Origin of the sequence: Frondihabitans sp. 4ASC-45, assembly GCF_049472575.1 — a bacterium.
In the GTDB taxonomy this organism is placed as follows: Bacteria; Actinomycetota; Actinomycetes; order Actinomycetales; family Microbacteriaceae; genus Frondihabitans.
In genome coordinates, this window is record NZ_JBCEBN010000002.1 from 357573 (window position 1) to 380191 (window position 22619).

Sequence of the window (22619 nt, forward strand, 5' to 3'; positions counted from 1 at the left end):
AGGATCACCATGACCGAGCAGCTCACCCGCGAGACCGTCGAGCCCGTCGTCGAGCGGGCCGCCTTCGATGCGAAGGGGCTGCTGCCGGCGATCATTCAAGAAGAGAGCACCCGCGACGTCTTGATGATGGGCTGGATGGACGCCGAGGCGCTCCGTCGCACGCTGACCGAGGGTCGGGTCACGTTCTGGTCGCGCTCGCGCCAGGAGTACTGGCGCAAGGGCGACACCTCGGGTCACGCCCAGTTCGTGCGCAGCGCCGCTCTCGATTGCGATGGCGACACCCTGCTCGTCACCGTCGAGCAGATCGGCGCCGCCTGCCACACCGGCGAGCACGCCTGCTTCGACGTCGACCCCCTCGTTCCCGTGACCGGCTCCTCCTCGATCGGCTCTCCGCATGTCTGACAGCACCACCCGCGCCGAATTCGACGCGCTCCTCGACGGCCACCGGGTCATCCCGGTCGTTCGCAGTCTCTTCGCCGCCGAAGAGACACCGGTCGGCATCTACCGCAAGCTGGCCGACGGCCGTCCCGGTACGTTCCTGCTCGAGTCCGCCGAACAGGGCGGCATCTGGTCGCGCTATTCGTTCATCGGCGTCTCGTCGTTCGGTGTTCTGACCACGAGCGGAGTCACGACGCGAGAAGGATCCTCGATCCAGACCGAGTGGATCGACTACGGCGTGTCGCGCGAACGGGCGCTGGGTGACGCTTCGGGCGCTCCGCTCGACGTCCTGTCTCACCTCCACGACCGCTGGAAGACCCCCGTGATCCCCGGCCACCCGCCGCTCACCGGTGGTCTCGTCGGATTCATCGGCTGGGAGGCCGTGCGGCAGCTCGAGAACTTGCCCGATGCGCCACCCGCCGAGTTCGACGTGCCGGCTCAGGCGCTCAGCTTCGTTTCCGAGCTCATCGTGCTCGATCACCGCACGGGCACGGCGCTGCTCATCGCCACCGCCCTCAACGACGGCACCGACGACGGCGAGACGCTGTGGACGGCCGCGCAGAAGCAGCTCGATGCCCTGCAGACGAAGCTCGCCGGGCCGAGCCCCGCGCATCTCGCCCAGGTCGACATGTCTCTCGAGCCGGAACCGGTGCGCCGGTCGACCGATGCCGAGTACGCCGAGGCCATCGCTCGCTCGAAGCAGTTCATCCACGACGGCGACGTGTTCCAGGTCGTGATCTCGCAGCGCTTCGACCACGAGCTGACGGCGCCGGCCATCGATGTGTACCGGGTGTTGCGAACCCTCAATCCGAGCCCGTACATGTACCTGGTCAGTCTCGAAGACAGCGCCGGCGTTCCGTATCAGATCGTGGGTTCCAGCCCCGAGGCCCTTGTCAAGGTCCAGGGCTCTCGCGCCTACTCCCACCCGATCGCGGGCTCGAAGCCACGCGGCGCGACCCCCGAAGAAGACCTCGCGTTCGCGACCGCGCTCGAGAGCGACGACAAGGAGCGCGCCGAGCACCTGATGCTCGTCGATCTCGCCCGGAACGACCTCCTCAAGGTCTGCGTGCCGGGCAGCGTCGAGGTCACCGAGTTCATGCACGTCGAGCGCTTCAGCCACATCATGCACCTGGTCTCGAGCGTCGAGGGCGACCTCGCCCCGGGGCGCAACGCCATCGACGCCTTCCGCGCGACCTTCCCGGCCGGCACGCTCTCCGGGGCGCCCAAGCCCCGAGCCCTCGAGATCATCGACGCCCTGGAGCCCGCCCAGCGCGGTGTCTACGGCGGCGTGGTCGGCTACTTCGATTTCGCAGGATCCGCCGACGTCGCGATCGCCATCCGAACCGTTCTTCTCCAGCCCGGCATCGCCCGCGTCCAGGCCGGCGCCGGCCTCGTGGCCGACTCCGATCCCGCGTCCGAGAACCAGGAGGCCCGCAACAAGGCCGCCGCACCCCTTCGAGCGGTCGCCGTGGCCAACGCCATGACGACCCTTCACTGATCCGTGCCGGTCGACCAGGCCGACGCCAGACAGGCAGCGTCATGACAATCACTCCGCAGCGGACCCGCTCGACCAAGCTCCCGTCGATCCTCGCCGGACTGGCTCTGGCCGGTCTCACCCTGCTCACGTACACGCAGACCTGGGTCAACTCGACCGTTACGAGCCCGAGCGGCGGCACCGTGCGGGTGGTGGCCGACGGCAGCGCAGCGGCGCCCGCCCTGTCGGCGCTGGCGTTGGCGGGGCTCGCCCTCTTCGGGGCGATCACGATTGCGGGCCCGGTGTTCCGCGTCATCCTGGGGGTCCTCGAAATCCTCCTGGGTGGGTCCGTCGCCCTGTCCGCGATCCTCGCGGTCTCCGACCCCATCGGCGCTGCGGCCCACGCGATCACGAAGGTGACCGGCGTCGACGGCGACTCATCCGTCCGTGACATCGTCCAGAGCCACTCGATGACCGCCTGGCCCTGGGTCGCACTCCTCGCGGGCGTTGCCATGGCGGCGCTCGGCGTCGCGGTCATCCTCACCTCGAAGCGCTGGCCCGCCTCCACTCGTCGCTACCAGGCCGTCCGCCTCGTCGACGAGAACGGCACCACCGATCCGGTCGTGGCCTGGGACACTCTCTCGACGGGAGCAGATCCGACGGCTCGCCGCGAGGATGACCCGAGCGACAACCGATAGACTCGGGGCTCGTACCCCCAGCATTTCAAGGAGCACCGTGAGTATCGAGAGCACGAACCATGTGACGAAGGCGTCGGCCGGCAAGGCCGCCGAGGCGAGCCACGACAGCGACTCCGACGGGCACGGCAACTCGCCGGCGGCCTGGACGGCCGTCGTCATCATGCTCGTGGCATTCGCCGTCGGCACCATCGCCTTCTGCGCCGATGTGCCGATCGTGGTCTGGATCGCGGCCGGGTTCATCGTGATCGGGGCCCTCGTCGGCCTCGTCCTCAAAAAGATGGGTTACGGCGTCGGCGGTGCCCGCTACGTTCCGAAGGCTCACCAGTAAGTGCTCGACGACCTCTACGCCGGCGCTCTCGCCGACGCCGAAGCGCGCCGTTCTCTCGTCTCCCTCGCTGACGTAGAACGCGCTGCGCTCGCCCAGACTCCTGCCCTCGACGCCCGGGCTGCGCTTCAGCCAGCCGACCGGGTGAAGATCATCGCCGAGGTGAAGCGCGCGAGTCCGTCTCGCGGTGCCCTCTCCGAGATCGCCGACCCTGCCTCCCTCGCGCACTCGTACGAGACCGGTGGCGCGAGCGCCATCAGCGTCCTCACCGAGGGCCGCAAGTTCAAGGGCACCCTCGCCGACCTGGTCGCTGTTCGGGCGGCCGTCTCGGTGCCGGTGCTCCGCAAAGACTTCATCGCCGAGCCGTACCAGGTGTTCGAGGCACGCGCCGCCGGGGCCGATCTCGTGCTCCTCATCGTCGCGGGCCTGCCGCAGCAGAAGCTCGTCGAACTCCACCAGCTCACTCTCGAGCTGGGCATGACGGCCCTCATCGAGACGCACTCCGCCGACGAGGTCGTTCGCGGTCTCGATGCCGGGGCCACCGTCCTGGGCGTCAATGCTCGCGACCTGACCACGTTCGAGCTCGACCAAGACCTCTTCGGCTCGCTTGCCGGCAGCATCCCCTCGGGTGTCGTGCGGGTCGCCGAGTCCGCCGTCAAGTCGCCGGCCGACGTGGCTCACTACCGCCGTTCCGGGGCCGACGTCGTCCTGGTCGGCGAGGCTCTCGTAGTCCACGGCGACCCGGTCGACGCCCTCACCACTTTCCTGGAGGTCTGATGACCACCCTGCACGATGTAGTTGGCCCGTATTTTGGCGAGTTCGGCGGGCGCTATGTGCCTGAATCGCTCGTCGCAGCCCTCGATGAGCTCGACGAGGCCTACAAGGCGGCCGCCGTCGATCCGTCCTTCCAGGCCGAGCTCGCCGAGTTGCACAAGACCTACACGGGTCGTCCGTCGATCATCACGGAGGTGCCCCGCTTCGCGGAGCACGCCGGCGGCGCACGGGTCATCCTGAAGCGCGAAGACCTGAACCACACCGGCTCGCACAAGATCAACAACGTGCTCGGGCAGGCGCTCCTCGCCAAACGGCTCGGCAAGACCCGCCTCATCGCCGAGACCGGTGCCGGCCAGCACGGGGTCGCGACGGCCACCGCCGCCGCGCTCTTCGGCATGGAATGCGTGGTCTACATGGGCCAGGTCGACACCGAGCGCCAGGCACTCAACGTCGCCCGCATGCGCCTCCTCGGCGCCGAAGTCGTGTCGGTGGCCACCGGCTCGCGCACGCTGAAAGACGCGATCAACGACGCTCTCCGCGACTGGGTCGCCAGCGTCGAGACGACCCACTATGTGCTCGGCACCGTCGCCGGCCCGCACCCCTTCCCGACGATGGTCCGCGACTTCCACAAAATCATCGGCGAAGAAGCCCGCGAGCAGGTGCTGGCACTCACCGGCAAGCTCCCCGACTACATCACCGCGTGCATCGGCGGCGGTTCCAACGCCATCGGCATCTTCAACGCGTTCCTCGACGACCCTTCGGTCGAGCTCTACGGCTTCGAGGCGGGCGGCGACGGCATCGAGAGTGGGCGCCACGCCGCCTCGATCACGCTCGGCAAGACCGGCGTGCTCCAGGGCGCGAAGTCGTACCTCATGCAAGACGACGACGGTCAGACCGTCGAGAGCCACTCGATCTCGGCCGGGCTCGATTACCCGGCGGTCGGCCCCGAGCACGCCTGGCTCGCCAAGATCGGCCGCGTGCACTACGAGCCGATCACCGATGCCGAGGCGATGGAGGCCTTCCGCCTCCTCACCCGCACCGAGGGCATCATCCCCGCGATCGAGTCGGCTCACGCGCTGGCCGGAGCGATCAAACTCGGGCTCAAGCACGGGCCCGATGCGACGATCCTGGTATCGCTGAGCGGGCGAGGCGACAAAGACGTGGCATCCGCGAGCCGCTACTTCGGTCTGCTCGAGGGCGAGATCGTCGACGACGGGGCGGTGCAACTGTGATCGACTCCACCACCAGCAAGGTCGGCGCGGCGATCCACGCCCGGAAAGACGCCGGGTCGGGTGCCGTCATCGGCTATCTGCCCCTCGGCTTCCCCGACATCCAGACGAGCATCGACGCCGCTGTCACCCTGGCGAACAACGGGGTCGACGTGCTCGAGCTCGGTCTGCCTTACTCCGACCCGGTGATGGACGGCCCGGTCATCCAGGCGGCCACCCAGCGTGCTCTCGCTGAGGGGTATCGCGTTCGCGACACGTTCCCCGCCGTCCGCGAGATCGTGTCGCAGGTGAAGACGCCCGTGCTGGTCATGACGTACTGGAACCCCGTAGCGCAGTTCGGCGCTCAGAGGTTCGCCGACGAGCTGTCCGCCGCCGGGGGAGCCGGGCTCATCACCCCCGACCTCATTCCTGACGAAGGATCCGAGTGGATGGCTGCGGCCACCGCCGCCGACCTCGATCGTGTCTTTCTCGCCGCCCCCTCGTCCTCCGAGACACGCCTGAAGCAGGCCGTCGAGGCGAGCCGGGGCTTCGTCTACACCGTTTCGACCATGGGCATCACGGGTGCCCGCTCCGACGTCGATTCGGCCGCGGCCACTCTCGTCGCACGCCTCCGGGCCGTCGGGGTCGACAATGCCTGCGTGGGCCTCGGCATCTCCACCGCCCAGCAGGTGCGAGAAGTCCTCGCTTACGCCGACGGCGCCATCATTGGCTCCGCCTTCGTCCGGGCACTCGCCGAGGGTGGCCTCGAGCGACTCGCGGCCGTGTCGAGCGACCTCGCTTCGGGCAGTAGAGTCTCGTAGCGGCGGGGTTCGTCGCACGACACCGTACGAACACCCCGGTTTCGGCCGTGACGGATCCTTCGGTCCGGCCCCTGTTTCCCCACGAAAGGCACCTGAACGTTGCTGCCCCTGAGCATTCCGAGCCCTTCTGCCTCGTGGCAGTACTTCGACCTCACGGGGTGGATCAACGACACGTTCGGTGCGTCGATTCCCTTTAGCCTCCGGATCCACGCGTACGCCATCTGCATTCTGCTCGGCATCGTCGCGGCGGTCCTCGTCACCAACTACCGGCTGAACCGTCGCGGTGCCGAGCGCTGGATCATCATCGACCTCGCCATCTGGTGCGTGCCGTTCGGCATCGTCGGCGGGCGCGTCTTCCACGTGGTCACGCACCCCGACGACTACTTCAACGGCCAGCCGCTCTGGCACGTCTTCGCGATCTGGGAGGGCGGGCTCGCCATCTTCGGCGCGCTGATCTTCGGTGCCCTAGGCGCCTGGCTCGGATGCCGCCAGACCGGCCTCCGCTTCACCGTCTTCGCCGACGCACTCGTGCCCGGCCTGATGCTCGCGCAGGCGTTCGGCCGCCTCGGCAACTACTTCAACCACGAGCTCTTCGGCACCCCGACCACGCTGCCCTGGGGCCTCGAGATCGAGACGACCAACGCCGCGTACCCCGTGGGCCTGCCCGCCGGCACGCTGTTCCACCCGACGTTCGCCTACGAGATCATCTGGAACCTCTTCGGCCTCGCCGTGATCCTGCTGATCAACCGCAACGTGAAGCTCGAGTGGGGCAAGACGCTCGCCCTCTACTTCATCTGGTACGGCGTCGGCCGGGCCTGGTTCGAGTCGATTCGCACCGACTACAGCCAGCTCTTCTTCGGAATCCGCACCAACGTCTGGGCAGCCCTCGCCGCGGTCGTCCTCGGCATCATCATCTTCATCGTGCAGAGCAGAAACCACACCGGAATGGTGCCGAGCGCCTACGTCCCAGGCCGCGGGCCGAACGACGTCGACACTCGCGCCGACGCCCACACCGCTGACAGCGACGACGCTGAGCTAGACTCCGTAGACGAGACCGCCGCCGACGACGCCGACGCGACCGCCGCCACCAGCGACAGCGATACCGTCAAAGCCTGACCAGGCTCCTGCCGGCCGCACCCTGTACCAAAGCACCCTGCACCACAAGCACTCCGCACGACAGCACTCCGCACGACAGGATCCCTGCACCGAGCAACCCTGCAGCACCGCACCAACACCACCCCGCACCACTGGCAGCCGCATCACAGCAGCGGCACCAGCATCCGCTCCACCTCTCCGATCCGCACACAGATCGCCGAGACGTCCACGTGGGTCTCTTTAGAACCACCGCGACGAGACGCCCCGAAGGCCACGACCCCGAGCCCCCGGCGCCTGCCACACCCACTCGGTTTTCTGCCGAGTGCCAGCGAATCGGGCCAGCGACGCCCCGCCCTGCGTAAGTTTTCCTCTACTAGTCAGTCACGACTAGTCCCACATCGTGAGGACGGATCGACATGGCTCTCACGCCAGCGCACCAGACCTTCAGCACCATTCCCGCCGCCCAGGGTCTGTACGACCCTGCCCAGGAGAAAGACGCCTGCGGCCTGGCCATGGTCGCCACGCTCCGCGGCACCCCGGGCCACGACATCATCGATGCCGCGCTCGGGGCCCTGCGCAACCTCGAGCACCGCGGGGCGGTCGGCTCGGACGCCGGCACGGGCGACGGTGCCGGGATCCTGATGCAGGTTCCGGACGCCTTCTTCCGCGAGGTCGTCGAGTTCGACCTGCCCGAGGCGGGCCACTACGCGGTCGGCATCGCCTTCCTCCCCACGGACTTCGACGAGCGGAAGACCCTTCAGGCGGCGATCGAGAAGATCGTCGTCGAAGAGAGCCTCCGGGTCGTCGGCTGGCGCGACGTCCCCGTGCGCTCCGGCGAGCTCGGCACCCTGGCCCGCAACGCCATGCCGGCCTTCGAGCAGCTTTTCGTCGCGGCCGCGCACGGCTCCGACCACGTCGAAGGCGTCGCCCTCGACCGCCTCGCCTTCCGCATGCGCAAGCGTGCCGAACGCGAGCTCGGCGCCTACTTCACGTCTCTCTCGAGCCGCACCATGGTCTACAAGGGCATGGTCACGACCCTCCAGCTGGAGCCGTTCTACCCCGACCTCTCCGACGAGCGGGTGGCCTCGAAGTTGGCAATCGTGCATTCGCGCTACTCGACGAACACGTTCCCGTCGTGGCCCCTTGCGCAGCCGTTCCGCATGATCGCGCACAACGGCGAGATCAACACGGTCCGCGGCAACCGCAACTGGATGCGGGCCCGGCAGTCGCAGCTCGAGTCCGAGCTCATCGGCGACGTGACCCCGCTGCTGCCCATCGTCACGCCCGGCAACAGCGACTCCGCCTCGTTCGACGAGGTGGTCGAGCTCCTCAGCCTGACCGGTCGCTCGCTGCCGCACGCGATCATGATGATGGTTCCGGAGGCATGGGAGAACCAGGTCGGCATCGACCCGGTGCTCCGCGACTTCTACGAGTACCACTCGATGCTCATGGAGGCATGGGACGGCCCGGCAGCCATCACCTTCACCGACGGCTCGCTCGCCGGCGCCACCCTCGACCGCAACGGCCTCCGCCCGGGTCGCTACCTCGTCACCGACGACGGACTCGTGGTGCTCGCCAGCGAGATCGGCGTGCTGCCCGACATCGACCAGTCGAAGATCGTCCGCAAGGGCCGTCTGCGCCCCGGCAAGATGTTCCTGGTCGACACCGAGGCCGGCCGCATCATCGAAGACGACGAGATCAAGCAGCAGCTCGCCTCGTCCGAGGAGTACGGCGAGTGGCTCGAGATGGGTCGCATCCACCTCAAAGACCTCCCCGAGCGCGAGCACATCGTGCACACGCCGGCGTCGGTCACGCGCCGCCAGCGCACGTTCGGCTACACCGAAGAAGAGGTCAGGATCCTGCTGACCCCGATGGCCAAGGCCGGTGCAGAGCCGTTGGGCGCGATGGGCAGCGACACCCCCATCGCGGTGCTCAGCGACCGTCCGCGCCTCCTGTTCGACTACTTCACGCAGCAGTTCGCCCAGGTGACGAACCCGCCGCTCGACTCGATCCGCGAATCGGTCGTGACGTCGCTGAAGCTCGGGCTCGGCCCGGAGCGCAACCTGCTCGACGCCACGCCCGAGCACGCCCGCCAGGTGATCCTCGACTTCCCGGTGATCGACAACGACGAGCTCGCCAAGATCCAGCACATCGATCCCGCACCCGGCTCGCGTCTCACCGCAACTCTTCGTGGTCTCTACCGCGTCGACCAGGGTCCGCGCGCGATGGAGGACCGCATCGCGGCTCTCTGCGCCGAGGTCGACGAGGCGATCGCCGAGGGCTCGGAGTTCATCGTGCTGTCCGACCGCGACTCCACCGCGGAGTTCGCGCCGATCCCGTCGTTGCTCATGCTCGCGGCGGTCCACCACCACCTCATCCGGACTGAGAACCGCATGAAGGTCGGCTTGATCGTCGAGGCCGGCGACGTGCGCGAGGTCCACCATGTGGCGACCCTCATCGGCTACGGTGCGTCGGCGATCAACCCGTACCTGGCGATGGAGACCTGCGAGAACCTCGTCCGCAGCGGCATGATCACCGGCATGTCGCCGGAGCAGGCCGTGAAGAACGTGATCAAGGCGCTCGGCAAGGGCGTGCTCAAGATCATGTCGAAGATGGGCATCTCGACCGTGTCGTCGTATGCGGCCGCCCAGGCGTTCGAGGCCGTGGGCCTCAGCCAGGAATTCATCGACACCTACTTCACCGGCACCTCGACCCGCCTCGGCGGTGTCGGCGTCGACGTGATCGCGGCCGAGAACGCCGAGCGTCACCTCAGCGCCTACCCGGCCGACGGTGCGAGCCCAGCTCACGAGCGCCTCCAAACCGGTGGCGAGTACCAGTGGCGCCGCGAGGGTCCGCCGCACCTCTTCAACCCCGAGACGGTGTTCCGCCTGCAGCACGCCACTCGCACGAGGCGCTACGACATCTTCCGCGAGTACACGAAGATGGTCGACGACCAGGCCGAGCAGCTGATGACGCTCCGCGGTCTCTTCACTCTCCGCACACACGCCCGCCCGACTGTCCCCCTCGACGAGGTCGAGTCGGTGGAGTCGATCGTCAAGCGCTTCTCCACGGGTGCGATGAGCTACGGCTCCATCTCGAAAGAGGCTCACGAGACGCTGGCGATCGCGATGAACCGCCTTGGCGGCAAATCGAACACCGGCGAGGGCGGCGAAGACGTCGACCGTCTCCTCGACCCGGAGCGTCGCAGCGCCGTCAAACAGGTCGCCTCCGGGCGGTTCGGTGTGACGAGCATGTACCTGACACACGCGACCGACATCCAGCTCAAGATGGCTCAGGGCGCCAAGCCCGGCGAGGGCGGTCAGTTGCCACCGTCGAAGGTGTACCCCTGGGTGGCCCGCACTCGTCACGCGACGCCCGGTGTCGGACTCATCTCGCCGCCGCCGCACCACGACATCTACTCGATCGAAGACCTCAAGCAGCTGATCTTCGACGTCAAGCGCGCCAACCCGACCGCTCGGGTGCACGTGAAGCTCGTGTCGCAGTCGGGTATCGGCGCCGTCGCTGCGGGCGTGACCAAGGCTCTCGCCGACGTCGTCCTGGTCTCCGGCCACGACGGTGGCACCGGTGCCAGCCCGCTCAACTCGCTCAAGCACGCGGGAACCCCGTGGGAGATCGGCCTGGCCGAGACGCAGCAGACGCTCATGATGAACGGCATGCGCGACCGGGTCGTCGTTCAGGTCGACGGTCAGATGAAGACGGGTCGCGACGTGATCGTCGCCGCCCTGCTCGGTGGTGAGGAGTTCGGTTTCGCGACCGCACCCCTCGTCGTGTCGGGTTGCATCCTGATGCGGGTCTGTCACCTCGACACCTGCCCCGTCGGTGTCGCCACGCAGAACCCCGAGCTCCGCGCCCGGTTTACCGGCAAGGCCGAGCACGTCGTCAACTTCTTCGAGTTCCTCGCACAGGAGGTGCGGGAGTACCTCTCCGAGCTCGGCTTCCGCTCGCTCGACGAGGCGATCGGCCACCACGAGTTGCTCGGCGTCGACCGCGCCGTCGACCACTGGAAGGCGTCGGGGCTCGACCTCTCTCCCGTGCTCGTCGGCCCGGTGTTCGCCGACGACGAGCCGCGCCGCAACTTCGTCCAGCAGGATCACGAGCTCGAGAAGCACTTCGACAACCAGCTCATCGCCGCATCCGCCGATGTCATCGCCACCGGCGGCTCGATCGCGCTCGACCTTCCGATCCGCAACACGGAGCGTGCCGTCGGAACAATGCTCGGCCACGAAGTGACCGTTCAGCGCGGCGAGCACGGTCTCCCCGCGGGCAGCATCGACATCACCCTCCGAGGATCCGCCGGGCAGTCGCTCGGTGCCTTCCTTCCGGCGGGCATCACGTTGCGACTCGTCGGCGACAGCAACGACTACGTCGGCAAGGGCCTCTCCGGCGGCACGGTCATCGTGCGTCCGCCCGAGGAGGCGAGCTTCCCGGCCGAAGACAACGTCATCGCCGGCAACGTCATCGGTTACGGCGCGACCCAGGGCAGCATGTTCATCCGCGGCATCGTGGGGGAGCGCTTCCTGGTCCGCAACTCGGGCGCCAGCGCCGTCGTGGAGGGCGTGGGCGACCACGCGCTCGAATACATGACGGGCGGTCTCGCCGTCATCCTCGGGGAGACCGGCCGCAACCTCGGCGCCGGCATGTCGGGCGGTACCGCCTACGTGCACGGTCTCCGCCGCGAGAACGTCAACGACGACTCGCTGACGGCCGGCGAGCTGCTGCTCCAGCCGCTCGGAAGTGCCGACATCGAGATCCTCGAGGATCTCCTCCGTCAGCACCTCGCCGAGACCGGATCACCGGTGGCGGAGAAGCTGCTCGTCGACCTCGAGAAGTCCGCGGAGGAGTTCGTGAAGGTACTGCCTCGCGACTACGCCGCTGTAATGGAAACCCGTAAGACCGCTGCTGCCGAGGGCCTCGACCTCGACGGTGACGAGGTCTGGAATCGAATCATGGAGGTGACCGGTGGCTGACCCCAAAGGTTTTCTGAAGGTCCAGAAGCGCGAGCTTCCCCCGCGTCGTCCCGTCTCTGTCCGGCTCATGGACTGGAAAGAGGTCTACGAGCAGCAGGAGAGCGGTGAACTGCGACGTCAGGCGGGTCGCTGCATGGACTGTGGCGTGCCGTTCTGCCACCAGGGCTGCCCCCTCGGCAATCTGATCCCGGAGTGGAACGATCTCATGTGGCGCGGTGAGGGCCGCCAGGCCATCGAGCGTCTGCACGCGACGAACAACTTCCCGGAGTGGACGGGTCGGCTCTGCCCCGCGCCCTGCGAATCGTCGTGCGTGCTGGGTATCAACCAGCCGCCGGTCACGATCAAGCAGGTCGAGGTGTCGATCATCGATCAGGCCTTCTCGAACGGCTGGGTCACCCCGCACCCGCCCGAGCGCCTCACCGGCAAGACCGTCGCCGTCGTCGGTTCCGGCCCGGCCGGCTTGGCTGCTGCTCAGCAGCTGACCCGCGCAGGCCACACCGTCGCCGTCTACGAGCGCGACGACCGCATCGGCGGCCTCCTCCGCTATGGCATCCCCGACTTCAAGATGGAGAAGAAGCAGATCGAGCTCCGTCTCGCTCAGATGCGAGCAGAGGGCACCCGCTTCCGCGCGGGCGTCGAGATCGGCCGTGACATCGCCTGGGATGACCTCCGCGCTCGCTACGACGCCGTGATCGTAGCCACCGGGGCGACCGTTCCCCGAGACCTGCCGATCCCGGGCCGCGACCTGCCGGGCGTCCACTTCGCCATGGAGTACCTCGTGGCCCAGAACAGGATCGGGGCCGGCGATTCGCTCGGCGACCAGATCTCGGCCGAGGGCAAGCACGTCGTCGTGCTCGGCGGCGGCGACACCGGTGCCGACTGCATCGGCACCGCGCACCGTCAGGGCGCGCTCAGCGTCACCAACCTCGCTATCGGCCAGCAGCCTCCGTCGGAGCGCCCCGACAGCCAGCCCTGGCCGATGCAGCCGACGCTCTTCGAGGTCGCGAGTGCTCACGAAGAGGGTGGCGAGCGGGAGTACCTCGCTTCCACGGTCGAGTTCCTCTCGAACGATGTCGGCGAGGTCCGGGCCATCCGCGTGGCCGAGACCGAGTTCGTCGACGGCCGCCGCGTGCCGAAGTCCGGCACCGAGCGCGAGATCCCGGCCGACCTGGTCCTGCTCGCACTCGGTTTCACCGGTCCGGAGCGCGAGGCCCTCGAAGGCCAGCTCGAGATGCCCTTCACCGACCGCGGCATGATCGAGCGCGACGTGTCGTACGAGACCGGCCAGCCGGGCGTGTTCGTCACGGGTGACGCCGGACGCGGTCAGTCGCTCATCGTGTGGGCCATCGCCGAGGGCCGCGCCACGGCGGCCGCCGTCGACAAGTACCTCGAGGGTGCGACTTCTCTGCCCTCGCCGGTCAAGCCGACCGACCGGGCTCTGTCTCTCTAACCGATTGCTCGCCCTCCAGCCATCCGCCGGTTAGATTCCAGCCGCTTTGCGGGAATAAACTGGCGACACGGCCTCGACCGTCACCTGCGTGCATCAGGTCCACCGACGCAGCCACCTCCAACGAAGGAACAAATGAGACGTGCAAAGATCGTCGCCACCCTCGGGCCGGCGACTTCGAGCTATGAAGACATCCGGGCCATCATCGATGCCGGAGTCGACGTCGCGCGGATGAACCTGAGCCACGGCACATACGACGTCCATCAGGGTGTCTACGACAACGTCCGCCAGGCGGCCGCCGATTCGGGCCGCGCCGTCGCCGTCCTGGTCGACCTCCAGGGTCCGAAGATCCGCCTGGGCAAGTTCTCCGATGGGCCGCACGAGCTGGCCGTCGGTGACATCTTCAAGATCACGACCGAAGACATCCTCGGCACCAAAGAGATCTGCGGCACGACCTTCAAGGGTCTCCCTCAAGACGTCTCCGCGGGCGACCCGCTCCTCGTCGACGACGGCCGGGTGAAGCTCCGGGTACTCGACACCGACGGCACCGTCGTCACGACCGAGGTCGTCGTCGCCGGTACGGTCTCGAACAACAAGGGCATCAACCTGCCCGGAGTCGCGGTCAACGTGCCCGCCCTCTCCGACAAAGACGAGGCCGACCTGCGCTGGGGCCTCAAGCTCGGCGCCGACTTCATCGCCCTGTCGTTCGTGCGAAATGCCGACGACATCGATCGAGTGGCCGAGATCATGGCGGAGGAGGGCCGCAAGGTTCCCGTCTACGCCAAGATCGAGAAGCCCCAGGCCGTCGACAACCTCGAGGCCATCATCGACGCGTTCGACGGCATCATGGTCGCCCGTGGCGACCTCGGCGTCGAACTCCCGCTCGAAGCGGTCCCGATCGTGCAGAAGCACGCAGTCGAGCTGTCCCGCCGCATGGCGAAGCCGGTCATCGTCGCGACTCAGATGCTCGAGTCCATGATCTCCTCGCCCATCCCGACCCGCGCCGAGACCTCCGACGTCGCGAACGCCGTTCTCGACGGAGCCGACGCAGTCATGCTGTCGGGTGAGACCAGTGTGGGCGAGTTCCCGGTCATCACGGTGCAGACCATGGCTCGCATCGTCGCTTCGACCGAAGAGCACGGTCTCGAGCGCATTCCCGCGCTCGGCACCAAGCCGCGCACCCTCGGTGGCGCTATCACGCTGGCTGCGGCCGAAGTCGCCGAATTCGTGCAGGCCAGCTACGTGTGCGTCTTCACCGAGGGGGGCGACACCGTTCGCCGCATGGCGCGTCTGCGCCACGCGATCCCGATCGTCGCCTTCACAACCGACGAGGCGATCCGCCGTCGCATGGCGATGAGCTGGGGCGTCCAGTCGTACCTCGTCGACCCGGTCACGCACACCGACGCGATGTTCGGCCAGGTCGACGACGTCCTCCTGGGCAACACTCTCGCCGAGACCGGCGACAAGGTCATCGTCATCTCTGGTTCCCCTCCCGGAATCTCGGGGTCGACGAACGACCTCCGCGTCCACCGGGTGGGTGACGCGCACGCCGGCGCCGCACCGGCGTACGCGCGCGACTAGTCGTCTCGACCCAGGAGGCCGGCACCTCTTCGGAGGTGCCGGCCTTCTCTGTCGGTCCGTCTGTTTCGGGGCCGTGTTCCTGCTGAGAATCGAGGATCCCACCGCTCACCCGATCCTAGGATCGTCACCATGGCGATCAACGGCTCGCATCCCGGATGCTTCGCGGTCGGCGCACGGCTCTACGCCGTCCCCTCCGACACCGGGCACGACGTCGCCGAGACTCAGGCCAGCTGGGCCCGTCCGGGTTCACCGCACCACCGCCGCCCTCGCATCCACTGGAGCGTCGTCGTCGGGGGAGTGGCCGGTGGCATCCTGATCGATGCCTCGGCAATCAGGTCGTCCGATCTGGCCGACCCCGTTGCGCTGCTGATGATGTTCATCCTCGGCGGCCTGGTCGGTTTCGCCAGCGCCTACGGGATCCGCGAGGCGTGTCTCGGCCGGAAGCCCGAGCCCGAGCAGGTCCGGCTTCCCGCCGTCGAGATCCCGGGAGACGTCGCTCGCGGGGCACCCGACGATGCCACGGCCGACGAGCTCGTGCTGTGGAGCGTCGTGACCAAGCGGTATCGAGCCGCCCTCGTTGCGCGGGATGATGCGCCGTTCGTGCCGGATCCTCGGGTCTCGACACCGTCGTCGACGGGGGCGACGACGGCGACCGCGGCCGAAGCGGGTGCGCTGGCCGAGTTGGCGTACATCACGGCGCGACACGATTTCGAGCCGGTTGCCGAGTTGCTCGGGTTGGCCACTCCGCGCTGAACGCGTCTCCGCGTCACTCGAACAGGCTGGCGCACGCGTACCAAGCTGGCGCACGCGAAAAGACCCCGCCTGCCGAAGCAGACGGGGTCTTTCGAAGTGCGGGGGTCTTAGAGAACGCGGATGTTCTCGGCCTGGAGGCCCTTGTTGCCCTGAGCGGTCTCGAATTCGACCTTCTGGTTCTCTTCGAGGTTGCGGTAGCCGTCGCCGGAAATCGCAGAGAAGTGCGCGAACACGTCAGTGGATCCGTCGTCGGGGGTGATGAAGCCGAAGCCCTTTTCGGAGTTGAACCACTTCACGGTGCCTGTTGCCATTTTTCTATTCCTTCAATCAGAGGTGTTCGATCCCTTACCTGTGGGATCTCTCGTCGCGGTGCTTTTTTGGTCCGCTCCCTCTAAGAACGATGAGACTCGGACGACCTTTTCGCCTGAATGACGAACCGATGCCACGTGCCCCATCGCGAAGTACAAATGCGTAACACAACAACCAGTACTGACAACCGTAGCCCAGGACGATGACTCGCGGGGGGATTCCAGCCACAAAGTCGCGAAGAAAGTGATTCTTTTGGGCCGTCCGGCCTTGAGGCGAAGGCGAGAACACCAGCGACGGCGACCTGTCCGCTAGGATCGACGACTGCGCGAATGTGGTGGAATTGGCATACACGGGGCACTCAAAATGCTCTGCCTCACGGCTTGCGGGTTCGAGTCCCGCCATTCGCACCCTGGCCGCGTCTCCACCGAGGCTCCGGTCCGGATCGCGACGATGCGAGCCCCCTCCTCAGAACAGACCGGTAGGATTCCAATCGTGAGTGACCTAGAAGCAACACCAACAGCTCCCCGCCGAGTAGTCGTCGCCGAAGACGAGTCACTCATCCGTCTCGACATCGTCGAGATCCTTCGCGACAACGGCTTCGAGGTCGTCGGCGAGGCGGGCGACGGCGAGACTGCGGTCGCACTGGCCACCGAACTTCGTCCCGACCTGGTCATCATGGACGTCAAGATGCCCAAGCTCGACGGCATCTCCGCGGCCGAAACGCTGTCGAAGAATCACATCGCTCCCGTGGTTCTCCTCACCGCCTTCAGCCAGAAGGAGCTCGTCGAGCGCGCCAGCGAGGCGGGCGCCCTCGCCTACGTCGTCAAGCCGTTCACCCCCAACGACCTCCTGCCCGCGATCGAAATCGCTCTTTCGCGCTACACGCAGATCATCACCCTCGAGGCCGAGGTCGCCGACCTGGTCGAGCGCTTCGAGACGCGCAAGCTCGTCGATCGCGCCAAGGGCCTGCTGAACGAGAAGATGGGTCTCACCGAGCCCGAGGCCTTCCGCTGGATCCAGAAGGCGTCGATGGATCGCCGTCTCACCATGCACGATGTCGCCCAGGCCATCATCGAGCAGCTCAGCGTCAAGAAGTAAGCGTCAAGAAGTAGCTGTACTCACCGCGGCGGCCGGTTCCCTCTGGGAGCCGGCCGCTTGTGCGTGCCCGCCCCTCTCCTTCGAATTTGAAGAAGATTCTCGCCCTCGCGCCCGCAGATCCCTATGAATTCGTCAGCTCACCGACGTTTCTCCTTCACATTTGCAACGGAGGCGCGGCCAAGGCTCCCGGCGGCTGCCGCCTAGGAGGTAGGCGCATCGCGAAGGATGTTGGTGATCCGAACCGTCGAGAGTCGCCGCCCCTCCTCGTCGGTCATGACGATCTCGTGCGTCGTCAGCGTGCGGCCCAGGTGGATCGCGGTGCACGTGCCCGTGACGACGCCCGACGAGGCGGCCCGGCTGTGCGAGGCGTTGAGCTCGATGCCCATGGCGATGCGGCCCGGCCCGGCGTGGACGCTCGCGGCCATCGACCCGAGCGACTCGGCGAGCACGACGTGAGCCCCGCCGTGCAAGATGCCGACCGGTTGCCGATTGCCGTCGACCGGCATGGTCGCGACCGCGTGCTCGGCGCTCAGCGCGACGATCTCGATGCCCATCTTCTCGGCGAGCTCCCCGGCGCCGCGGCCGTCGAGGAAGGCGAGGGCGGCGGGGCTGAACGGCTGGTCGGTCACGATTTCTCCAGGACGGCGAGAGGGAAAAGAGCCCAGGATCCGAGGCCAAGACGAGTGTCGGAGGGGGCGGCTAGGCTGACGGGGTGCCGAGTTCAGAAAAGCCTACCCTTCTCGTAATCGACGGTCATTCCCTGGCCTTCAGGGCCTTCTACGCCCTGCCCATCGACAGTTTCGTCAATCGCGACGGCCAGCACACGAACGCCATCCACGGCTTCATCTCGATGCTGCTCAACCTGCTGAAGAACGAGAAGCCGACTCACCTGGCGGTCGCCTTCGATATCTCCCGGTATTCGTTCCGCACGCGTGAATACCCCGAGTACAAGGGCACCCGAAACGAGACTCCGGTCGAGTTCGTCGGTCAGATCCCTCTGCTCGAAGAGGCGCTGCACGCGATGGGCATCACCACCATCACCAAAGAAGACTTCGAGGCCGACGACATCCTCGCCACCCTCGCTGCCCGGGGGTCGTCCGGCGGCTACAAGGTGTTCGTGGTCTCGGGTGACCGCGACGCCATCCAGATGGTCAACGACGACGTCACACTGCTCTACCCCTCGGCCCGCGGCGTCACCGACCTCACGCGCTACGACCGCGACAAGGTGTTCGAGCGCTACGGCATCGAGCCCCACCAGTACCCCGAGGTCGCGGCCCTCGTCGGCGAGACGAGTGACAACCTGATCGGCGTCGACAAGGTCGGCGAGAAGACAGCCGTGAAGTGGATCAACCAGTTCGGCTCTCTCGACGAGGTCGTGGCGCACCGCGACGAGATCAAGGGCGTCGTCGGCGACAAGTTCCGCGAGCAGTACGACCGCGCCGTCCGCAACCGCAAACTCAACCGTCTCGTCACCGACATCGATCTGCCGGTCGGTCCCGACGATCTCGAGCGACGCCCGATCGACGTGCCCGCCGTGCGCGAGGTGTTCGATCGACTGCAGTTTCGCACGCTGCTCGAGCGCGTGGTCGCGTTGGCCGAGGGCGGCGCCGCCGGATCCTCGGCTCCCGCCGCAGGCGTCGCCGCCGAGCCCGAGGCACCCTCCGGCCCCGTCGTCCCGGTCGTTCGCACGCTCGTCGACGAAGAGCTAGCGCACTGGCTGCGCACCCACGCCGCCGCCGACAAACCGCCGGTCGGCGTGTCGGTCGAGTACGGCAGCGACGGCACAGTCACCGGCCTCGGCATCGCGGCCAGCGACGATTCGGTCTACATCCCCTGGGCGGCGGGCCGAGGCGACTACGTGGCTCTCGAAGCGTGGCTCGACGCTGACTCACCGAAAGTCGTGCACGACGCCAAGCGCGCGTACAAGGCGCTCAAGCGAGTCGGTCTCACCCTGACCGGCCTCGTCGGCGACCCGCGAATCGCCGCGTGGCTCCTGCGACCGGGGCGTACTTCGTTCGCACTGGCCGACCTGGTCTACGAGCACCTGGCCGAACGCATGCCGGTCGCCGACCCCGACCAACTCGTGCCCGCCGACGACGCCGGCGGTGCCGCTGCCGAGGCGTGGTTTGCCCTCCGTGTCTCCGCGGAGCTCGACGAGCTGCTCGACGAGGGCTCCCGGGGCGTGTTGCGCGACCTCGAGCTTCCCCTCGTTCCGGTGCTCGGCGATATGGAGCTCACGGGCGTGGCGACCGACCGCCCCGCTCTTCGAGCCCTCTCTGCACGCCTCGCCGACACGGCGGCGACGCTCGCGGCTGAGGCATTCGAGGTCATCGGCCGTGAGGTCAACCTCGGCTCGCCCAAGCAGCTGCAAGAGGTGCTGTTCGAGCAGCTCGACATGCCGAAGACCCGCTCGATGAAGACCGGCTACTCGACCGATGCCGCGTCCCTCGCCGACCTGCAAGAGAAGCACCCCCATCCCTTCTTGGGGCTGCTGCTCAAGCATCGCGACGCCACGAAGCTGCGCCAGATCATCGACACTCTCGACAAGGCGATCGACGACAACGGCCGCATCCACACGACCTACGACCAGACGGGAACGACCACCGGCCGTATCTCGTCGATCGACCCGAACCTGCAGAACATCCCGGTCAAGACCGCGGTCGGCCACGAGATCCGGGCCACTTTCCAGCATGGTCCCGACTATCAGACGCTCCTGACGGCCGACTACTCGCAGATCGAGATGCGCATCATGGCGCACCTCTCGGGCGACGAAGGCCTCATCACCGCGTTCACCGAGGGTGAAGACCTGCACCGCTTCGTCGGGGCCCGCATCTTCGGCGTCGAGCCCTCCGAGGTCAGCCCCGCGATGCGCACCAAGGTCAAGGCCATGTCGTACGGTCTCGCCTATGGGCTGAGCGCCTTCGGGCTGTCGAAGCAGCTGCGTATCGAGACCGCAGAGGCGAAGCAGTTGATGACCGACTACTTCTCGCGATTCGGGGCTGTGCGCGAGTACCTCCGCAACGTCGTCGAGCAGGCCCGCGACGACGGCTACACCGAGACGATCTTCGGGCGTCGGCGCCCGTTCGCCGACCTGAAGTCGTCGAACCGCGTGCTCCGCGAAAACGCCGAGCGCGCCGCTTTGAACGCCCCGATCCAGGGCTCCGCCGCCGACATCATGAAGCGCGCCATGCTCGGCGTCCGCTCTGAGATCGACCAGCGCGAGCTGCAGTCGCGGGTGCTGTTGCAAGTGCACGACGAACTCATCGTCGAGGTCGCCGAGGGGGAGGCCGAAATAGTCGAAGACGTCGTTCGGCGCCGGATGGGCTCGGCGGCCGAGCTCCGTGTTCCTCTCGACGTCTCGGTCGGCCTCGGCGAGAGCTGGGATGCCGCCGCGCACTGACTAACCGCCGCCCGAGGCCGGGGGCTCGGGCAGCGGTGCGTGCGCCTCCACCGACGTGCCTCCGGCCTCGTGGGCACCACACCCTCGCGCGGAGCATCATTGGGTAATCCCCGCCGCCGACCTAGGAGCTACCGTGGCCACCCTCGATGGAGCACACGTCAAGAAATTGGTGGTCGCCTGCGACGCCGGCATGGGCTCGAGCATCATGCTCGCGACCACGCTCAAGAAGCAGTTGAAGAAGAGCGGGGTCGAGGTCTCGCACTCTGCCGTTCACGAGATCCCCGCTGACACCGACGTCGTCGTCACGCAGAACAACCTCGCCGCACGCGCCCGACAGGCTGCTCCCGAGGGCACTCCCGTCGTCCCGTTCCAGCTGTTCATGGGCGACCCGGCCGTCAGCCGCCTGGTCGAGGCCATTCAGTCGGGCTCGTCGATCGAGCTGTAGAGAGCCGATGGGGGAGGCTCTGGCTAGGCTCGGTACATGAGCACCGACGCCACCGCCCCCGTCCGTTCGAGCACCGCCATCGATGCCATCGCCGAGCGATGGGTCGACACCCTGGTCGATCTCAGTCCCGACTGGGCCATCTGGCTCGGGCGCGAGGGCGGGCCCAACCGCTACGCCGACTACTCACCAGAAGGCCAGGCTCGGTATGTAGCGGCCGTCCGTGAAACTCTCGCCGAACTCGAGGCGACCGAGCCCGCCGACGATGTCGACCGAGTGACCAAAGATGATCTCACCGCCTCGCTCCAACTCGACCTCGAGTACGACGAGCGGCGCCTGCAGCTTCGCGACCTCAATGTCATCGCCTCCCCGGCGCAGGGCATCCGCGACGTCTTCGACCTGATGCCCACGGCGACCGAGGCCCACTGGAAGGCCGTCGCCGGTCGCCTGGCCGAGGTCGAGACTGCCCTCCACGGCTATACGATCACGCTCGTGCACGGCATCGACGAGGGCGTCGTCCCTGCCAAGCGCCAGGTCGAGGCGGTGGCAGAGCAGTGCGTGCGCAACACGGCCCAGGACGGCTTCTTCTCGACGTTCGCCGCGGATCCTCGTCTCGAATCGGGAGAGCCGGTGTCGGAGGCCCTGCGCGACGAGCTCTCGGCGAACGCCGCCAGTGCGGCGGCTGCCTACCTCCGCTTCCGGGCATTCCTCGTCGAGCAGTTGCTTCCGGCTGCCACCGAGCACGACGGAGTCGGTCGCGAGGCCTACGAGCTCCACTCGCGACGCTTCCTCGGTGCCACCGTCGACCTCGACGAAACCTACGAGTGGGGTCGAGTCGAGCTGGCGCGCATGACCGCCGAGCAGGAGGCGATCGCCCAGATGATCGAGCCGGGGGCCACGGTCGAGCGCGCCATCGAAGTGCTCGACGCTGACGACTCCCGCAGCCTGCACGGCACCGCTGCTCTGCAGAGCTGGATGCAAGAGACGAGCGACAGGGCGGTCGACGAACTGGGCCGGACCCACTTCGACATTCCCGAGGCCATTCGCACGCTCGAGTGCCGCATCGCCCCGACCAAAGACGGCGGCGTCTACTACACCAGCCCGAGTGACGATTTCTCGAGGCCCGGCCGCATGTGGTGGTCGGTTCCCGTCGGCACGACGCGATTCACGACCTGGCGGGAGAAGACGACGGTCTACCACGAGGGCGTGCCGGGACATCACCTGCAGCTCGGCCAAGCCGTCTACAACAGAGCGTCGCTCAACACCTACCGTCGATCGATCGCCGGCACCTCGGGCCATGCCGAGGGCTGGGCGCTCTACGCCGAGCGCCTCATGGACGAACTCGGCTACCTCGCCGACCCCGCCGACCGGCTGGGTATGCTCGACGGCCAGCGCATGCGGGCCGCACGAGTCGTCATCGACCTCGGTGTGCACCTCGGCAAGGAGTTCCCGGGCACACCATCTCGGGAGGCCGGCGGCGTGTGGGACCACGCCAAGGCACTCGCATTTCTGATGGACAACGCGCACGAGGCCGAAGCGACCCTGCGATTCGAGATCGACCGCTATCTCGGCTGGCCGGGGCAGGCTCCCTCGTACAAGGTCGGCCAGCGGGTCTGGGAAGATCTGCGGGCCGAGCGGGCGCGGCGCGAGGGTGACTCGTTCGACGTTCGTCGATTCCACTCCGAGGCTCTCGCACTCGGGGGAGTAGGCCTGGACACGCTGCGCCGAGCGCTCCTCGGCTGACGTCGGGCGCGCGCTCGGCGACTTC

18 protein-coding genes and 1 tRNA gene are annotated in these 22619 nt (G+C 67.5%); 17 read left to right on the forward strand and 2 right to left on the reverse strand.

Features of this window, described 5'->3' with window-relative positions; translation table 11 throughout:
- Positions 1 to 9 precede the first annotated feature (9 nt).
- The 12 genes from hisI to VH571_RS05320 all read left to right on the forward strand — a co-directional run bounded on the left by hisI (position 10) and on the right by VH571_RS05320 (position 15602).
- Entirely contained in the window at positions 10 to 402 is a 393-nt protein-coding gene (gene hisI / locus VH571_RS05265) for a phosphoribosyl-AMP cyclohydrolase (protein WP_423263630.1), read from the forward strand.
- Positions 395 to 1936, forward strand: a complete 1542-nt coding sequence (locus VH571_RS05270; protein ID WP_423263631.1) for an anthranilate synthase component I — start codon at positions 395 to 397, stop codon at positions 1934 to 1936. Before hisI ends, VH571_RS05270 begins: the two co-directional genes overlap by 8 nt.
- 41 nt (positions 1937 to 1977) lie before the next feature.
- Positions 1978 to 2610 (forward strand): Trp biosynthesis-associated membrane protein, encoded by a 633-nt coding sequence (locus tag VH571_RS05275; RefSeq protein WP_423263633.1) that lies wholly within the window; start codon positions 1978 to 1980, stop codon positions 2608 to 2610.
- A gap of 61 nt (positions 2611 to 2671) precedes the next feature.
- Positions 2672 to 2938 carry a DUF6704 family protein gene (locus tag VH571_RS05280; protein WP_055961830.1) on the forward strand — a complete coding sequence of 89 codons (267 nt, stop codon included), beginning with the start codon at positions 2672 to 2674 and terminating at the stop codon, positions 2936 to 2938.
- Positions 2939 to 3712, forward strand: coding sequence for an indole-3-glycerol phosphate synthase TrpC (trpC, locus tag VH571_RS05285; protein WP_123943854.1), 774 nt, complete (start codon positions 2939 to 2941; stop codon positions 3710 to 3712).
- Positions 3712 to 4941, forward strand: a complete 1230-nt coding sequence (gene trpB, locus VH571_RS05290) for a tryptophan synthase subunit beta (protein WP_055957856.1) — start codon at positions 3712 to 3714, stop codon at positions 4939 to 4941. The genes trpC and trpB overlap by 1 nt, the downstream gene beginning before the upstream one ends.
- The gene (gene trpA, locus VH571_RS05295; protein ID WP_055957852.1) at positions 4938 to 5738 is read left to right on the forward strand and encodes a tryptophan synthase subunit alpha; all 801 of its coding nucleotides are present in this window, start codon (positions 4938 to 4940) and stop codon (positions 5736 to 5738) included. The genes trpB and trpA overlap by 4 nt, the downstream gene beginning before the upstream one ends.
- A gap of 108 nt (positions 5739 to 5846) precedes the next feature.
- Complete coding sequence (lgt, locus tag VH571_RS05300) at positions 5847 to 6854, forward strand: prolipoprotein diacylglyceryl transferase (protein WP_423263770.1); 1008 nt, start codon at positions 5847 to 5849, stop codon at positions 6852 to 6854.
- A gap of 395 nt (positions 6855 to 7249) precedes the next feature.
- Positions 7250 to 11821 carry a glutamate synthase large subunit gene (gltB, locus tag VH571_RS05305; protein ID WP_423263634.1) on the forward strand — a complete coding sequence of 1524 codons (4572 nt, stop codon included), beginning with the start codon at positions 7250 to 7252 and terminating at the stop codon, positions 11819 to 11821.
- Entirely contained in the window at positions 11814 to 13271 is a 1458-nt protein-coding gene (locus VH571_RS05310; RefSeq protein ID WP_423263635.1) for a glutamate synthase subunit beta, read from the forward strand. The genes gltB and VH571_RS05310 overlap by 8 nt, the downstream gene beginning before the upstream one ends.
- Before the next feature lie 132 nt (positions 13272 to 13403).
- Entirely contained in the window at positions 13404 to 14849 is a 1446-nt protein-coding gene (pyk, locus tag VH571_RS05315; protein ID WP_055957844.1) for a pyruvate kinase, read from the forward strand.
- Between the two features lie 129 nt (positions 14850 to 14978).
- Positions 14979 to 15602, forward strand: a complete 624-nt coding sequence (locus VH571_RS05320) for a hypothetical protein (RefSeq protein ID WP_423263636.1) — start codon at positions 14979 to 14981, stop codon at positions 15600 to 15602.
- 107 nt (positions 15603 to 15709) lie between these two features.
- Here the strand turns inward: VH571_RS05320 and VH571_RS05325 are convergent, their stop codons facing one another.
- Positions 15710 to 15913: a cold-shock protein gene (locus VH571_RS05325; protein WP_055957839.1), complete on the reverse strand. Its 204-nt coding sequence runs from the start codon at positions 15911 to 15913 to the stop codon at positions 15710 to 15712.
- A 323-nt stretch (positions 15914 to 16236) separates the two neighbouring features.
- Between VH571_RS05325 and VH571_RS05330 the strand changes: the two genes are divergently transcribed.
- Together VH571_RS05330 and VH571_RS05335 are read left to right on the forward strand one after the other, a co-directional pair.
- Positions 16237 to 16318, forward strand: a tRNA-Leu gene (locus VH571_RS05330).
- An 85-nt stretch (positions 16319 to 16403) separates the two neighbouring features.
- Positions 16404 to 17009, forward strand: coding sequence for an ANTAR domain-containing response regulator (locus VH571_RS05335; RefSeq protein ID WP_423263637.1), 606 nt, complete (start codon positions 16404 to 16406; stop codon positions 17007 to 17009).
- A 200-nt stretch (positions 17010 to 17209) separates the two neighbouring features.
- On the opposite strand, the gene VH571_RS05340 is transcribed toward VH571_RS05335, so the two are convergent.
- Entirely contained in the window at positions 17210 to 17563 is a 354-nt protein-coding gene (locus VH571_RS05340; RefSeq protein WP_423263771.1) for a hotdog fold thioesterase, read from the reverse strand.
- Between the two features lie 158 nt (positions 17564 to 17721).
- Here VH571_RS05340 and polA point away from each other — a divergent pair, with 158 nt between their 5' ends.
- The 3 genes from polA (at position 17722) to VH571_RS05355 (ending at position 22594) form a co-directional block, all read left to right on the forward strand.
- The gene (gene polA / locus VH571_RS05345) at positions 17722 to 20409 is read left to right on the forward strand and encodes a DNA polymerase I (RefSeq protein ID WP_423263639.1); all 2688 of its coding nucleotides are present in this window, start codon (positions 17722 to 17724) and stop codon (positions 20407 to 20409) included.
- 133 nt (positions 20410 to 20542) lie between these two features.
- On the forward strand, positions 20543 to 20854 hold the full coding sequence (locus tag VH571_RS05350) for a PTS lactose transporter subunit IIB (RefSeq protein WP_423263640.1): 312 nt from the start codon (positions 20543 to 20545) through the stop codon (positions 20852 to 20854).
- 36 nt (positions 20855 to 20890) lie between these two features.
- Complete coding sequence (locus VH571_RS05355) at positions 20891 to 22594, forward strand: DUF885 domain-containing protein (RefSeq protein WP_423263642.1); 1704 nt, start codon at positions 20891 to 20893, stop codon at positions 22592 to 22594.
- Positions 22595 to 22619: the final 25 nt, after the last annotated feature.